This window comes from Acinetobacter sp. 802_lipA, assembly GCF_058242885.1.
This window is the reverse complement of the sequence record NZ_JBZAYP010000001.1, coordinates 398,573-413,778: the sequence shown is the minus strand read 5'-3', so window position 1 is coordinate 413,778 and position 15,206 is coordinate 398,573. Positions and strand designations below refer to the sequence as shown.

Sequence of the window (15,206 nt, the reverse complement as noted above, 5' to 3'; positions counted from 1 at the left end):
ATGCCCCATTCAATTGGTCTTAAGCCGCAGGTTTTGCAAATAAATGCAAGTTTGATGGGCTTAACCATACCGTTTGATTAGGTCTAAATTGGTGTAATTTTGCTTCTTCAGAAGTCAGTGAGATTTCAATCAGTTTGCCTTGGCGATCATGGAGTTCTGCAACCACTTTGCCCGCGATCCATAATTCTCGTACGAACGTTGCTTGGATGGCGTTGTCTTGCGGTTGTGCATGAATACGTAATTCATCTGGACGGGCAAAGGCAATCACGTCACCCGAAGGCGCATTGCGTAAAGAGTCTAATTGAATGCGGTCTTCACCAATTTGGATCGTACCTGCGTTATTTTGACCTTCGAAACGGTTCGCTTGACCTAAGAAGTCAAACACAAAAGGCGTTGCAGGCTTTTCATAAACTTCACGGGGAGAACCAATTTGCTCGACGTTCCCTTTATTCATCACAATGATTTGATCCGCGACTTCTAAAGCTTCTTCTTGGTCATGCGTTACAAAGATTGAGGTGATATGAAGTTCATCATGCAAAGTACGTAACCAACGACGGAGCTCTTTACGTACTTTTGCATCCAAAGCACCAAAAGGCTCATCTAGTAACAGTACACGTGGTTCAACTGCCAAAGCACGTGCCAGTGCAATACGTTGACGCTGACCGCCTGAAAGTTGCGCTGGGTAACGGTCTGCCAAGAAGCCCAATTGGACTAAGTCCAGTAACCGCGTGACACGTTTTTTAATTTCAGCTTCAGATGGGCGTGTTGCACGTGGGCGAACGCGGAGACCAAAGGCAATATTGTCAAATACGGTCATATGGCGAAACAAGGCATAGTGCTGAAATACAAAACCAACTTCGCGTTCACGTACGTGTACATTGGTTGCATCTTCACCTTCTAAGATAACTTGACCGCCATCTGCGGACTCAAGTCCTGCAATAATACGAAGCAGAGTGGTTTTACCACAGCCTGACGGCCCAAGTAATGCAACCAATTGACCATCAGGGAAATCGAGAGAAATGTTGTTCAGCGCATGGAATGCACCAAAGTGTTTTTCAATATTTTTAACTTGAATACTCATGAGGTCATTCCTTTAAACTGTTAAATCATTATGTTTGTTTTGCTTTTCTTGGCGAATCTCAACCCATGTTTTTAACACAAGGGTTACAATCGCTAAAAGCGCCAAGAGCGAAGACACAGCAAAAGCCGCACTGAAGGTATATTCGTTATAGAGAATCTCGACATGTAGAGGCAAGGTATTGGTTTCACCACGAATATGACCTGAAACTACCGATACCGCACCAAACTCACCCATGGCACGTGCATTACACAGAATGACGCCGTAAATTAAACCCCATTTGATATTGGGTAGGGTTACTTTCCAGAAGGTTTGCCAGCCTGATGCACCGAGTACAATCGCAGCTTCTTCTTCTTCCGTACCTTGAGCTTCCATGAGCGGAATAAGTTCACGTGCAACAAAAGGAACGGTGATAAAGATTGTTGCTAATACAATGGCAGGAACGGCATACAGAATTTTGATGTCATTATCCATGAGCCAACTACCGAACCAACCTTGCGTACCAAAAATCAGCACCAGCATTAAACCCGCGATAACAGGTGATACTGAAAATGGCATATCAATAATCGTGGTTAAGATAGATTTACCACGGAAGTTAAATTTGGCTACACACCAAGCTGCTGCAACACCAAACACGACATTCAGAGGAACTGCAATCACTGCGGTTAATAAAGTGAGTTTGACTGCGGATAATGTGTCTGGATGAACCAAGGCTTGTGCATAGACACCGACCCCTTGTTTAAAGGCCTCAACGAACACCAAAATCAGCGGTAGGATTAAACAGCTTAAAAAGAACAGCAGAGCAATCGTAATCAGGGTGTAGCGAACCCAAGTTGGCTCACGTGTTGCATCACGCGATTGTAGCTTTTCAGCAAGCGCATTACTGTTGATATTCATCGAGCTGTTCTCCCTGTACGACGGCTTGCCCATGCTTGTAACAAGTTAATCAGGAATAAAATGGCAAAAGACAGCACCAACATGACGACTGCAATCGTGGTTGCACCTGCATAGTCATATTCTTCTAAGCGCGAAATAATCATGAGCGGCGCAATTTCTGTTTTAAACGGTTGGTTCCCAGCAATAAAGATAACTGAACCGTATTCACCGACGCCACGTGCAAAGGCAAGTGCAAAACCGGTAATGAGTGCTGGAAATAAAATCGGTAAAATCACTTTGGTCACAATCTGTAAACGGTTGGCACCTAATGCTGATGCTGCTTCTTCTAACTCTGTTTCCAAGTCGCTGAGGACTGGTTGCACAGTTCGTACCACAAACGGAATACCAATAAAAATCAGTGCCAATGTAATACCAATTGGGGTATAGGCCACTTGAATCCCTAAAGGCTCAAGATACTGACCGATCCAACCTGTAGGCGCATAAAGCGAGGTGAGTGCAATACCTGCAACCGCGGTGGGTAAGGCAAATGGTAAGTCGACCAAGGCATCTACAATGCGTTTACCCGGAAAACGATAACGAACCAAACACCATGCTAGAAGGAGACCAAAAACCACATTAATAAACGCGGCGATCAGGGCTGTACTAAAACTGAGCTGCAAAGATTTTAAAATACGTTCTGAACTTAAAATTTCCCATAACCCATCCCAACCAATGCCTAAAGATTTAATGAAAACAGCGGACAATGGAATAAGAACGATTAATGACAAATATGCTAGGGTAAAGCCTAGAGAAAGACCAAATCCTGGCAGCACTCGGGATCGCTGCGACATGATTACTCCTCAAAGAGAGAAAGTTGACCTAAAAAGAGTCAGCTCAAATAAAACTGAATTTCGGCACAAGTATCATTTGCAGCGTTTAAATTGCAAATTTAAATAAATACTTGCTTTCATTGTAAAAACTAATGTTTTTTAGCACATTTTCTGAAATCAAAAAATCATAAATTTCAGGGAATGGCCCAAAACCTGACGCAACATTAATATGTCCGACTTGGCCCAAGTTCTTAGGCCTAATTTTCCATGCTTTTGCCAGTTGCAGCGCATCTTGAAAATTGAGCCAAGGATCATTTTCACTGATGATCATTTGGGTGGGAACTTGCAGCTTGAGTTGGTGGAAATATTGTTGATAGTCATTTTGGCTATCACGAGCAAAACCAGCATCACCAAAGCGAGCAGGGTTGGCCGGTGCAACCAAAACTAAATTTTTGATTTTTTGATTTAGTTCAGGATGCTGTGCTAAAGCAGCGACTGTCGTTAAACAGCCAAAGCTATGCGCCACAATTTGAATCGGTTTCTGAATGGATTGAATCGTTTTGATAAATTGTTCAATCCACTCATGGAGTACGGGTTTATTCCAATCCTGCTGCTGTACACGAGAGCATGACTTGAGCTGACGTTGTAACCACGATTGCCAGTGGTCATGTTCACTTCCACCCACGCCCGGTACAATTACAGTATGAATCATGTCGATGCTCCCTTACAGCTATTTATTGGACTCGGTTTTATTTCGTCGTATTGGCTTTCACAATTTGGTCAAATACACCACCATTTTCAAAGTGCTGTTTTTGTACCTTGGTCCAACCGCCAAATTCTTTATCAATGGTCACCAACTTCAACGGTTTGAATGTGGCTGCATATTTTTTCAAGACAGTTGCATTACGTGGGCGATAGAAGTTTTTCGCCGCAATTTCCTGTCCAGCAGGTGAATACAAATAGTTGAGATATGCTTTCGCCAGATTCAGATTGCCGTCTTTTTCCGCATTCTTTTCAACAATGGCAACAGGTGGTTCTGCCAAAATAGATAGCGAAGGCGTCACGATTTCAAATTTACCCGGTTGTTCACGAATTGCTAAGTGTGCTTCGTTTTCCCATGCTAAGAGAACGTCACCGATACCGCGTTCAGCAAAAGTTGTGGTTGCACCGCGTGCACCTGAATCCAGTACTTTGGTATTTTTATAAATTTTACGCACGAATTCTTGTGCTTTTGCATCGTTACCCGCAGGTTGATGTTTCGCCCAAGCCCAAGCTGCTAAGTAGTTCCAGCGTGCACCACCTGAGGTTTTTGGATTTGGTGTAATAATGCCAACACCCGGCTTCACGAGGTCACCCCAGTCTTTAATGCCTTGAGGGTTGCCTTTACGGACGAGGAACACGATAGTCGAAGTATATGGTGTTGAGTTATTGGGTAATTTCTTTTGCCAGTTGGTCGGTAAAAGTTTTGCTTTTTCAGCAATTACATCGATATCTGCTGCAAGAGCAAGGGTCACCACATCGGCACCTAAACCATCAATCACTGAACGAGCTTGTTTGCCCGAGCCGCCGTGAGACTGTTTGAAGTTAATGTCTTGTCCTGTGCGTTGTTTCCAATAAGCGCCAAACTGTTTGTTGACATCTTCATACAGTTCGCGTGTTGGATCATACGACACGTTAAGGAAATCTTTTGCTGCAACACCAAAAGAAGTGACTGAAACTAGCGCTGCTAGTACCCCAATTTTTAACTTAGATAAGCTCATGTGAGACCTCAAATTTTAAACGTTTTTAAACATGAGGCAAGAATACTGTGAGTCTTATTGCTAAAAAAATAATAAAAAATGAATTTTATATGAATAAAAAAGAAAAAGAGTTCAGCTTAGAATTCATTAAACTAAAGCAGAAAATTGTTTCAGGGTAGATTGGCATGCATTGCTATAAAAATGCACAAGAAATCAAACAAATAGAATTATTAGATCGTGCATTTCATTATGGAGATGGTTGTTTTAGTACAGCGCGTATCCGTGAGGGTGTGATTGAGCTAGAGTCTCTACACATAGCACGCTTGAAATTGGCCTGTGAAAGACTGTTGTTGTCAGCAGATTTAGCCTTTATTCAGCGCAGCATCGTACAATTAAAACAAACCTATGCACACTTAAACGGAACGCTGAAAATTATTATTAGTCGGGGTGAAGGGCAGCGTGGTTATAGTTTGCCCACACATCCTGCTGACGTTTGGGTGTTTTTCTATCCGCAAGTATCAGAGGCATTGACATACAGCGAAATTGATTCAGGGGTACTACAACATGCGATTGGGTTAAGTATGCCGCAAATGGTGGGTGTGAAAAGCTTAAACCGTTTAGAACAAGTTTTACTTAAGCATGAGGCAGAACAACACGGTTGGTTGGAAGCGTTGGTCACAGATGTGCAAGGTTCTGTCGTTGAAGGTGTGAGCAGTAATTGTTTCATTCTGCTAAATGATCGATGGATTAGTCCCGAACTTCGTTATAATGGCGTACATGGTGTCATGCGTGCCGAAATATTGGCACGGATGCAGCAACAAGGAATGAGCTGTGAGCTGAGAATGATTGATATGGAAGAAATTCCACGCTTTCAAAGTTTATTTTTCTGCAATGCCTTGAGTCCTATGAAAATAGCCAAAAGTTTGAGTCATCAGCACTTAGATGTTCAGCCGTGTATAGATTTGTTCCATCGTCTTCAACTTAATCAGATGCAGTAGTATGTCCGCAGCCAAAACCAAATCGAAAAAGAAAACGCAACTACCCCAACGAAAAATGAAAGGGTTGTTATTGATTGCTGTGAGCATCATTGTTTTATTGATGATTGTATTGTGGTCGAGTTTATTTAAGTCCTATCCTATTGAGGGTAAAAAGCATTTATTGGCAATTAACTCTGGTGATACCTATTCCGGTTTTATTGACCGCTTAGCCAAAGAAGACATGGCTAGTTTTCCTATTATTTTAAAGCTTTACCAAAAAATATTTATTCATGACACCTTGAAAGCCGGTGTTTATGAAGTGCGTGAAGGTATGAGTATTCGCCAAGTTTTGGATATGATTTCCAATGTCGATAATGCCGAGATGAATCGTATCTTGGTGATTGAGGGGACGACCTTTAAACAGCTGATCGAGGCGTTGAAAAAGGATGCATTGGTTAAAAAGGAAGTCTCCAATTTACCCATGGATCAGCTTTTAAAAGCCTTAGATATTCCGTATACGCATGCTGAAGGACTTTTTGCCCCCGATACTTATTTCTTCGCCAAAGGGGAGTCAGACAAAAAAATCTTAACGGATTTATACAAACGCCAAATGAAAGCTTTAGATGAAGCTTGGGCAAACCGTGCGGCAAATTTGCCGTATAAAGACAAATACGAAGCCTTGATCATGGCCTCTATCATTGAAAAAGAAACCAATGTTGACCGTGAACTGGAGCAAGTTTCGGGTGTGTTTTCACGTCGTCTTCAACTCGGTATGCGTTTGCAAACGGATCCGACCGTGATTTATGGCATGGGCGATAAATATACAGGCAACATTACCCGCCAAGACTTGCGTACCCCAACAGCCTATAATACTTATACCATCAATGGTTTACCTCCTACGCCAATTGCTTTACCAAGTAAAAAAGCCATTGAAGCTACCATGCACCCAGATAACAGTAAAAACATCTACTTTGTTGCAACGGGCAATGGTGGGCACACATTTAGTGAGACTTTAGAGCAGCACAACCAAGCTGTAAAAGAATATCTCAGCGTTTTAAAAACCAAGAAGGATGAATAGATGTTTATTAGTTTTGAGGGCACAGAAGGTGTCGGTAAAACCACACTGATTCGCAAAATTTATGAGCATCTAGAACAACAAGGTCAGCAGGTTGTTTTAACGCGTGAGCCAGGTGGTACACCAATGGCTGAGCAAATTCGCTCGCTATTATTGTCAGTCAATCATGAAGAGTCGATGTCGAATGATACCGAACTGCTGCTGATGTACGCGGCTCGTGCACAGCACTTAGAACAAGTGATCGTGCCTGCTTTAACGAAACATAAAACCGTATTGTGTGACCGTTTTACCGATGCCAGCTTTGCTTATCAATGTGCAGGACGTGGTTTAAGCCAGTCGAAGCTGCAACTGCTGAATGAAAACTTTGTCAGCCATATGCCAAATATTACATTTTGGCTCGATGCCCCGATTGAGACAGGCATGTCTCGTGCGCGGGAAAGGGGGGCTTTGGACCGTTTTGAACAAGAAAAAGCCACTTTCTTTGAAAAAGTTAGAGCAGGTTATCAGCAGTTATGGGAACAATATCCTGAGCGGGTTAAACGTTTGGATGCGACCCAGTCACCAGAGCAGGTTTTTGCACAAGCGTTGCAATATTTAAACTAAAAAATAAGCCAGAAATGTTATTTCATGCTGTAGTGAAATGCATTTTTCTTTTATAGTCAGTGACAAAGGACTGAATGTTGAAGGAAAAATGAAAAGTAACTTAACTGAGATTGTGGCTTTTTTAGAAAAGGAATTCCCGCAAAGTTTAGAAAAATGTCGTATCGAATCTGTGACTGAGCGCGCAGCAACAGTCGTGTATCAGGTAGATGAGCGCGATTTGAGACCGGGTGGGACGGTTTCAGGCCCAACCATGATGACTCTTGCAGACTATGCATTGTATATCGCCATTTTAGGGGAAATTGGGCTGGTCGGTTTAACCGTGACCACCAATTTATCGGTCAACTTTCTAAGTAAACCCGCAGCTTCAACAAATATCCGCGGAGAATGTAAGTTAATGAAAGTTGGCAAAGCATTGGTGGTTGGGGATGTGTGGTTGTATTCAGTTGGTAAGGATGAACCCATTGCACATGTGGTGGGAACTTATTCTATTCCACCTAAATCCTAAAAAATGTCTGAATAAAAAAGCCTGACGAATCAGGCTTTTTTAAATTAGTTATTCACTAAAGGGGTTTCAACTTTAAAATTGAAAGGGGTGAGTACGGTTTTACGCAGTTCATTCGACAGTTCAGGGTAATCTAAAGTGTAGTGTAAACCACGTGATTCTTTACGCTCCATGGCGCAGCGCACGATCATTTCAGAGACTAAAACTAAATTACGTAGTTCAATCAAGTTTTTGCTGACTTGGTAATCTTGATAATACTCGGTAATTTCCCGCTTCAACATTTCAATGCGGTGTAGCGCACGTTCAAGACGTTTCGTGGTACGCACAATGCCGACGTAGTTCCACATGGTTTGACGGAGTTCATCCCAGTTTTGCAAAATCACCACATCTTCATCAGGATTCGTCACTTGTGAGTCATCCCAAGACGGAGCAGTTGGGGATTGGTAATTTGAATCAAAACTTTTTTCGATGTGCTCTGCTGCACTCATGCCATACACAAAACACTCTAACAGTGAGTTACTGGCCATACGGTTAGCGCCATGCAAACCTGTGTACGAGGTTTCCCCAATCGCATAGAGACCTGTAATGTCAGTTTGACTGTGTTCATCAACCACCACACCGCCACAGGTATAGTGCGCAGCAGGAACAACAGGAATCATTTCCTTGGTAATATCGATGCCGAGTTCAAGTAAGCGTGCATACAAGGTTGGGAAATGTTCTTTAATGAAACTTTCGGGCTTATGACTAATGTCGAGCCAAACGTGACGAATACCTAAGCGTTTGATTTCATAGTCAATCGCTCGCGCCACAATGTCACGGGGTGCAAGTTCTGCGCGCTCATCAAAGCGCAACATAAAGCGTTCACCATCGGGTAAACGTAAATAAGCACCTTCACCACGCATTGCTTCAGTAATGAGGAAAGAGCGTGCTTGTGGGTGGTATAAACAGGTTGGGTGGAATTGGTTAAATTCCATATTCGCCACGCGGCAACCTGCACGAAATGCCATGGCAATACCATCGCCCGTTGCAATGTCTGGGTTCGAGGTATACAGATAGGCTTTCATGGCGCCGCCACACGCCAGCGCGGTGAAAGGGGCTAAAAAGGTATGTACTTTTTCAGTCTTTTCATCGAGTGCATAGAGGCCTAATGCACGATTTTGTTCTTCTAAGCCCAGTTTTTGAGAGGTAATTAAATCGATAGCGATGTAATTTTCAAAAATGGTGATGTTGTCTTTTTCAATCGCTCGTTCAACTAAGGTGGTTGAAATGGCACGACCTGTGGCATCTGCGGCATGAATAATACGGCGTTGAGAATGTCCACCTTCACGCGTTAAATGCAATTGCTCTTGATCATCAAGGGTAAACTGCACGCCGTGTTTCAGTAGAAAATCAACAGAAGGTTTACCGCCTTCAACGGTTTGCTTTACGGCTTCGGTCTCACACAAGTGAGCGCCCGCAATCATGGTGTCATCAATGTGCTGTTCGATGGAATCCGTTTCATCTAAAACAGCGGCAACGCCACCTTGTGCATAGAAGGTACTTGCATCGGTCAGGTTTGATTTTGCAAGAACAGCAATATTGAAATGTTGAGGCAACGATAAGGCTAAGCTCAGGCCTGCACCGCCACTTCCCACAATAATCACATCAAAATGATGTGTTGTGTTTAAATTAGACATGTCCATCAGCTAATTTGGAAAAAGTTCGCTAATGACAGCGCTTTTTTCACGAAAAGGCAAGGGTAAAATCTCTACAATTGATGGGAAATATAAATAAAGAACGTATTTTTTAAGCAAATTTTAAGCTCTTGTTTATACAAACATAATAGAACATATTATTACCCAAGATAGACAAAGATTATGCTAAAAACGCTAATACATAAATTGATAACAAACATATAGGTCAATACTTGATATGAAAAGTCGCGCGATACAAACTGGTTTTTTTGCTGTTGCATGCACAATGGTTACGGTGCAAACACAAGCAGCACCTGTTGATTTCTCAAACTTGGTTGAGCAAGTCAGCCCTGCTGTAGTTAGTGTAAATGTGGTTAAAAAGATGACTCAAGAAGAGTTACTGCAGCAGCAAATACCTGAGATTTTGAAGCGTTTTTTTGGTAATCAAGTCATTATTCCGCAGCAGCAAGCGCCGCAAGAAAAAACGGCTTATGGCAGCGCATTTTTTATTAGTAAAGATGGGTATTTACTGACAAATCACCACGTCGTAGAAGATGCATCGAAAGTCACGATTATGTTTAATGACCGTCGTGAACTGGATGCGACTGTGGTGGGGAGTGATGAACGAACGGATGTGGCCTTGCTTAAGGTGAATGGTGCGAATTTTCCATCACTCCGTGCAGGCAATGTTGATCAACTGCGTGTAGGCGAACCTGTGCTTGCGATCGGTTCACCGTTTGGTTTCGACTATTCTGCTTCAGCGGGAATCGTGAGTGCGAAAATGCGTAATATGATGGGGGAGACATCGGTACCCTTCATTCAAACCGATGTGGCTCTCAACCCAGGAAACTCAGGTGGTCCGTTATTTAACCAGCAGGGTGAAGTGGTTGGAGTGAACTCGCGTATCTTCAGTGGTACGGGCGGTTATATGGGGCTGTCTTTCTCGATTCCCATTGATGTCGCAATGGATATTGCTGACCAACTTAAGAAAACAGGCAAAGTTACGCGTTCTTATTTAGGGTTTAATCTACAAGATCTAGACCGCAATTTGGCAGAGTCTTATAATTTGCCAAAACCAGAAGGTTCATTGATTACCAATGTTCAGCCGAATTCACCTGCGCAGAAAGCGGGACTAAAAGCAGGCGATATTATTTTAAAATTCAATGGAACGCCGATTTCACGGACCTCTGAGTTATTGAACTATTTAAATCGTACTATGCCAAATCAAACGGTACAGCTTGAAGTATTGCGTGATGATAAAAAGCGTAATATATCGGCAACATTAACCACTGCACCGGATGACACACCTGCAAAATCAGATACAGTTACACAAAGTAAAGGGCCTGTCTTAGGTATTGCTATCCGAAATTTAGCACCTGCTGAATTGTCACAACTCAATGTGAAAGGTGGTGTGTTGATTCAAGAAGTGAAACGTGGCGGCGCAGCAGCACAGTCAGGTATGGCGGCTGGTGATGTGGTCACTCACATTAATAGTAAAGTCGTAAAAGACACCAATGATTTTGTCCAAGCGGCATCTGAATTGAAAAAAGGTCAGGTTGCCCGCGTTGGAATTATCCGACAAGGCACACCAGCCATTTTAGGGATGCGCATCCAATAAGCGAGAAAAAGCCACTCTTCGGAGTGGTTTTTTATTTTTTGCAATTTGATGATGTCTGTTATTTGCGTACACTGCCATCTTCATAGGGATATTTAGATTCAATAGAGTGTTTATGAGTAGTATTTTTGACTTAAGGCTTCAGGTGCAAGCAGAACATATCGACCAGTTAGGCCATGTGAATAACGTAGTTTATATGCATTGGATGCAGGATGTCGCAACGGCACATATTGATGCATTGGGCTTAGGCTTAAAAGAATATATCGAGTTAAAACATGCCATGGTTGCAGTTGAGCATCATGTGCAGTACAGAAAAGCTGCATTTAAAGAGGATGAAATAATCTTACGCACATGGTTTGACGATATAAACGCATTATATTCATCGCGCCAATATGTGTTTTATAGACCCAAAGACAATAGCATTTTATTTGTTGCTCAAACTAAGTGGGCTTGCGTAGAGATTGAAACAGGACGCGCGAAACGTATGTCACCTAGTTTTACCCAAGCTTACCAACCGCTTGCAAAAGATGTGAATGCCTTAGATTTTTCAATGGATTATTCAAAAAGCCCAGTGAAAAGCGAAAACATGTAAAAAAGCGTCAGAGTTGTGAAAAGGAAGCGTATTAATATGGATACTTTAAAAAAACCATCTGTTATAATCCTTCGCAATTTCTATTCGGCTTTTGTTGTGCATCGAAATTTGTCTGCATAACGCTTCATTTTGTTCAAGGTAGCCCATGGCGCAAGCTAAAAAATCTGTTGATATTAAAAATATCCGTAATTTCAGTATTATTGCTCACATTTATGACTGACATTAAGAAGCTATAAGACACAACTAGACGCATTAAGCCATGAAACACAATAAAAGCCTTTAATTAGGCTTTTTTTATGCGTCACTATAAGACACAATGAAACACTAATGGAAACTATGAGCCAACCTAAATATGTACACAACCGTGTACATATTTAGCAATATGGCACAAGTTTGGCGGATCTAGTGTGTACATGGTGATATATGGCGATTTCAGAAGCTTGGCTAAAAGCTCAACTTGGTAAAGACAGAGAAAAAATAGAAGAGTTTGCCGATCGCGATGCTATGAGCGTTCGTATTACTCCAAAAGGTAAAATCGTCTTTCAACGGCTTTGTTGCACAAACCTATCTGTAAAGGGTTTTTCAGCGATATAATTTTCAAATGAAGAAGCCTACACACAAAATCTACCGCACAACCAATTGGCCCGCATATAACCGAGCACTCATGAGTCGCGGAAATATTGCCATTTGGTTTGATCCTGCTACGCAATGGTATGCGCCATCAAAAGGCAAACAAGGGCGAAATCAAACCTACTCCGACGCAGCCATCCAATGCTGCTTAATGATTAAATCCTTATTCCGTCTGTCTTTACGTATGGTCACTGGCTTTGTGCAAAGTCTGATTAAACTTTGCGGATTAAATTGGATAGCTCCAGATTACACCACGCTTTGTAGAAGACAAAAGCATATTGATATTGTAATCAGCTACCAAAAAAGTAGCGATGGGCTGCATCTACTCATGGACTCTACAGGCATGAAGTTTCTAGGTGAGGGCGAATGGAAACGCAAGAAACATGGACCTGAATATCGTCGCCAATGGCGTAAACTTCATATTGGTATAGATGCTAAAACCCTACAAATACGAGCAGTTCAGCTTACAACCAATAATGTCAGTGATTCACAGGTGCTTGGTGATTTACTTAATCAGATTCCACAAGATGAGCGGATTGACTCTGTTTATACCGATGGAGCTTATGACACCAAGCAATGCCGTCAGGTCATTGCAGATCGGCAAGGGCATGCGGTGATTCCACCTAGAAAAAATGCGAAACCATGGAAAGATACAAAGAGTAGCTCGCTAGAGCGAAATGAATTACTTCGAACAATTAAACGTTTAGGCAGGACACTATGGAAAAAATGGTCAGGCTATCATCGGCGAAGTTTGGTTGAAACTAAGATGCATTGCATCAAATTATTAGGAGATAAACTCAGTGCAAGGGTAATCCTCCCATAAATAACCGAAGTTAAAAGTAGAGGTTAAGCAGCCATTAGAGGTGGCTTTCCTTTGTTAGCTTGATGTGGTCTTTCATGGTTGTAATGCCACAACCAGTTTGTTGCATAATCTTGTACTTCATCCAAAGTATCAAATAAATGCTTGCTCAGCCAACTATAACGTATGGTCCGATTATAGCGTTCAATATACGCATTCTGCTGTGGCTTACCCGGTTGAATATATTCAATACGAATACCGTGCTCAGTAGCCCAGCGCACAAATTCGTGACTGATAAATTCGGGACCATTATCGCATCGGATCACTAACGGTTTTTCTCTGCACTCCAGCAATTGATTCAACGTACGAATAACCCTGATTGTGGGCAATGAGAACCCTGCTTCAATGGCTAGGCCTTCGCGGCGGTAATCATCAATCACATTCAATAATCGAAACTTGCGACCATCGGAAAGCTGATCATGCATAAAATCTAATGACCAAACCTGATTTTCTCGGATTGGTTCTTTCAATGGTTCAGGCGCATGCCGTTTTAGTCTTCTTCTCGGTTTAATACGCAGATTCAGTGCCAACTCACAGTAAATGCGGTAAACCCGCTTGTGATTCCAGCAGCAACTCTCAACATGCCGTAAATACGAGAAGCACAAACCAAAGCCCCAATCGGAATTTTCCTCAGTGAGTTCAATGAGCTGTTCAGCAATGAGTGCATTGTCATCGCTGAGTTTGGCTTGATAGCGGTAGCAGGTTTCACTAATGCCAAATGCTTTACAAGCCAAACGAATACTAATGGCATGCTGGGCAACTGCCTGTTGTGCCATCTTACGCCGGCAAGATGGCTTTACCACTTTTTTGCCATCGCTTCCTGGATGATTTCGGCCTTTAATCGCTCTTCCGCATACATCTTTTTAAGTCTGGTATTTTCGGCTTCTAGCTCTTTCAGTCGAGCCATTAATGATGTATCCATACCACCATATTTGGCACGCCATTTATAAAAGGTAGCATTACTCATGCCGTGTTCACGGCAAAGGGTCGCTACAGGTGTGCCAGATTCTGCCTGTTTCAAGATGGACATGATCTGACTGTCAGTAAATTTAGATGTTTTCATGCAGAATCTCCTGCTCGTATCTTAAGAGAAAATTCTACTTTTAGATCCTATTATTTTTAGGGGGGATTACCCAAGGAGTTTTGATAGCCAAGTGAATGAGATCCATGCACGTGTAGCAGTCCTTAACAGATTTACGGAATTAGGTCGACCACTTACCCAAGTTACGCCTTAAATTTAGCTCAATTAGGGGCGCTTTGCATTTCAAATCTTTGTGCAACAAAGCCTCATCTTCTACAGTGTATTTACTAGATGGATGCTATTTTTTGGAAAAATGGAAGAAGCTAGACGACGCCTTAACTGTACATACAATGGCACTGCCAATTGACTTATTACAATATCAGCAGCTTAATAATTTCGTATAACAGCCATTATATTAAATGGAGTATTTTTTAATACGAAAATTAAAAATATTGACAATAGATCTATTACCTAAAGGATAAATTTTCTCTTATATATGCAGAATTTTTTTCATCATCAATAATTAATCTATCAGCATAAACTTCTTGCATTACTTTGATTAATTGGTCTCTTTCCTCTTCTTTTAATGGAAGTTTATTTGGATCTAAAACTATTTCTCCAGCTAAAGTCATGTTGAATGTCATTTCTAAATTTTCTTTCTTACTGTTATATGATAAAAAAGTATAATACTGCCCTACTGAAAATCTCATTTTTCCAAAATCGTTTTTTATAGGCTCCCCACCATAAAAATTTATAATTTGGGTAGCTACTTGCATACATTTTTCTGATGAAATATTTCCATTGTATTCATTAGTTGAAATATCCATTAAGGCATCACTGATGTCATTTATATCACCAAGATTTTCTATAATTTCATATAGTTGATCAGCGATATGTACGATATTCTCATTAGAAAAAGAAGGTGAAGGATTCCAAACATGTCTAAGTAGTGTTTGAATCTTTTGTGTTTGATACATATTAAAAATTGCTCAAAAAACAATAAAAGGTTTGAAGTGATTTAAAATTAAGAATTTCTAAAATTAACATAATACACCTTATACGAAACTCTTGAAACTTTCATATAGGGATCAAGGCTTTAGTCATATGGGCTCTAGTGCTTAGTAGGCTAGAGCCTA

At 41.5% G+C, this 15,206-nt stretch carries 14 protein-coding genes and 4 pseudogenes; 10 read left to right on the top strand and 8 right to left on the bottom strand.

Features of this window, described 5'->3' with window-relative positions; translation table 11 throughout:
- Positions 1-19: 19 nt before the first annotated feature.
- From AC4CU3_RS02060 to AC4CU3_RS02040, 5 genes are all read right to left on the bottom strand, one after another.
- Entirely contained in the window at positions 20-1,081 is a 1,062-nt protein-coding gene (locus AC4CU3_RS02060; RefSeq protein WP_004693820.1) for a sulfate/molybdate ABC transporter ATP-binding protein, read from the bottom strand.
- 12 nt (positions 1,082-1,093) lie between these two features.
- Complete coding sequence (gene cysW, locus AC4CU3_RS02055; RefSeq protein WP_339421090.1) at positions 1,094-1,975, bottom strand: sulfate ABC transporter permease subunit CysW; 882 nt, start codon at positions 1,973-1,975, stop codon at positions 1,094-1,096.
- Complete coding sequence (gene cysT / locus AC4CU3_RS02050) at positions 1,972-2,805, bottom strand: sulfate ABC transporter permease subunit CysT (RefSeq protein WP_004693816.1); 834 nt, start codon at positions 2,803-2,805, stop codon at positions 1,972-1,974. Before cysT ends, cysW begins: the two co-directional genes overlap by 4 nt.
- An 85-nt stretch (positions 2,806-2,890) precedes the next feature.
- Entirely contained in the window at positions 2,891-3,496 is a 606-nt protein-coding gene (locus AC4CU3_RS02045) for an RBBP9/YdeN family alpha/beta hydrolase (RefSeq protein WP_490737967.1), read from the bottom strand.
- Between the two features lie 37 nt (positions 3,497-3,533).
- A complete protein-coding gene (locus AC4CU3_RS02040; protein WP_114837094.1) occupies positions 3,534-4,544 on the bottom strand; it encodes a sulfate ABC transporter substrate-binding protein in 1,011 nt (336 codons plus the stop codon).
- A gap of 164 nt (positions 4,545-4,708) precedes the next feature.
- Here AC4CU3_RS02040 and pabC point away from each other — a divergent pair, with 164 nt between their 5' ends.
- The 4 genes from pabC to AC4CU3_RS02020 all read left to right on the top strand — a co-directional run bounded on the left by pabC (position 4,709) and on the right by AC4CU3_RS02020 (position 7,683).
- A complete protein-coding gene (gene pabC, locus AC4CU3_RS02035; protein ID WP_490737966.1) occupies positions 4,709-5,521 on the top strand; it encodes an aminodeoxychorismate lyase in 813 nt (270 codons plus the stop codon).
- Between the two features lie 55 nt (positions 5,522-5,576).
- On the top strand, positions 5,577-6,578 hold the full coding sequence (gene mltG / locus AC4CU3_RS02030; protein ID WP_490738455.1) for an endolytic transglycosylase MltG: 1,002 nt from the start codon (positions 5,577-5,579) through the stop codon (positions 6,576-6,578).
- The gene (gene tmk / locus AC4CU3_RS02025; protein ID WP_490737965.1) at positions 6,579-7,178 is read left to right on the top strand and encodes a dTMP kinase; all 600 of its coding nucleotides are present in this window, start codon (positions 6,579-6,581) and stop codon (positions 7,176-7,178) included.
- Positions 7,179-7,266: 88 nt separating this feature from the next.
- Positions 7,267-7,683, top strand: a complete 417-nt coding sequence (locus AC4CU3_RS02020) for a PaaI family thioesterase (protein WP_010326437.1) — start codon at positions 7,267-7,269, stop codon at positions 7,681-7,683.
- Positions 7,684-7,727: 44 nt separating this feature from the next.
- Here AC4CU3_RS02020 and nadB read toward each other — a convergent pair whose 3' ends face one another.
- A complete protein-coding gene (nadB, locus tag AC4CU3_RS02015) occupies positions 7,728-9,362 on the bottom strand; it encodes an L-aspartate oxidase (RefSeq protein WP_490737964.1) in 1,635 nt (544 codons plus the stop codon).
- 229 nt (positions 9,363-9,591) lie between these two features.
- Here nadB and AC4CU3_RS02010 point away from each other — a divergent pair, with 229 nt between their 5' ends.
- From AC4CU3_RS02010 to AC4CU3_RS01990, 5 genes and pseudogenes are all read left to right on the top strand, one after another.
- The gene (locus AC4CU3_RS02010) at positions 9,592-10,971 is read left to right on the top strand and encodes a Do family serine endopeptidase (protein WP_490737963.1); all 1,380 of its coding nucleotides are present in this window, start codon (positions 9,592-9,594) and stop codon (positions 10,969-10,971) included.
- A 112-nt stretch (positions 10,972-11,083) separates the two neighbouring features.
- On the top strand, positions 11,084-11,560 hold the full coding sequence (locus AC4CU3_RS02005; RefSeq protein ID WP_004693800.1) for an acyl-CoA thioesterase: 477 nt from the start codon (positions 11,084-11,086) through the stop codon (positions 11,558-11,560).
- A 145-nt stretch (positions 11,561-11,705) separates the two neighbouring features.
- Positions 11,706-11,771: pseudogene (locus AC4CU3_RS02000) on the top strand (hypothetical protein); the annotation flags it as partial.
- A gap of 212 nt (positions 11,772-11,983) precedes the next feature.
- A pseudogene (locus AC4CU3_RS01995) lies at positions 11,984-12,106 on the top strand (tyrosine-type recombinase/integrase); the annotation flags it as partial.
- Between the two features lie 55 nt (positions 12,107-12,161).
- Positions 12,162-12,998, top strand: a pseudogene (locus AC4CU3_RS01990) (IS5 family transposase); the annotation flags it as partial.
- A gap of 38 nt (positions 12,999-13,036) precedes the next feature.
- Here the strand turns inward: AC4CU3_RS01990 and AC4CU3_RS01985 are convergent.
- Positions 13,037-14,112, bottom strand: a protein-coding gene (locus AC4CU3_RS01985; protein WP_151867843.1) for an IS3 family transposase whose coding sequence is annotated in 2 segments (ribosomal slippage) — positions 13,037-13,860 and positions 13,860-14,112 — 1,077 coding nt in all. Because the reading frame shifts where the segments join, the coding sequence is not laid out codon by codon here.
- A 73-nt stretch (positions 14,113-14,185) separates the two neighbouring features.
- Here AC4CU3_RS01985 and AC4CU3_RS01980 point away from each other — a divergent pair.
- Positions 14,186-14,284, top strand: a pseudogene (locus AC4CU3_RS01980) (IS5/IS1182 family transposase); the annotation flags it as partial.
- Positions 14,285-14,537: 253 nt separating this feature from the next.
- Here the strand turns inward: AC4CU3_RS01980 and AC4CU3_RS01975 are convergent.
- Positions 14,538-15,047: a hypothetical protein gene (locus AC4CU3_RS01975; protein ID WP_279045185.1), complete on the bottom strand. Its 510-nt coding sequence runs from the start codon at positions 15,045-15,047 to the stop codon at positions 14,538-14,540.
- Positions 15,048-15,206 lie beyond the last annotated feature (159 nt).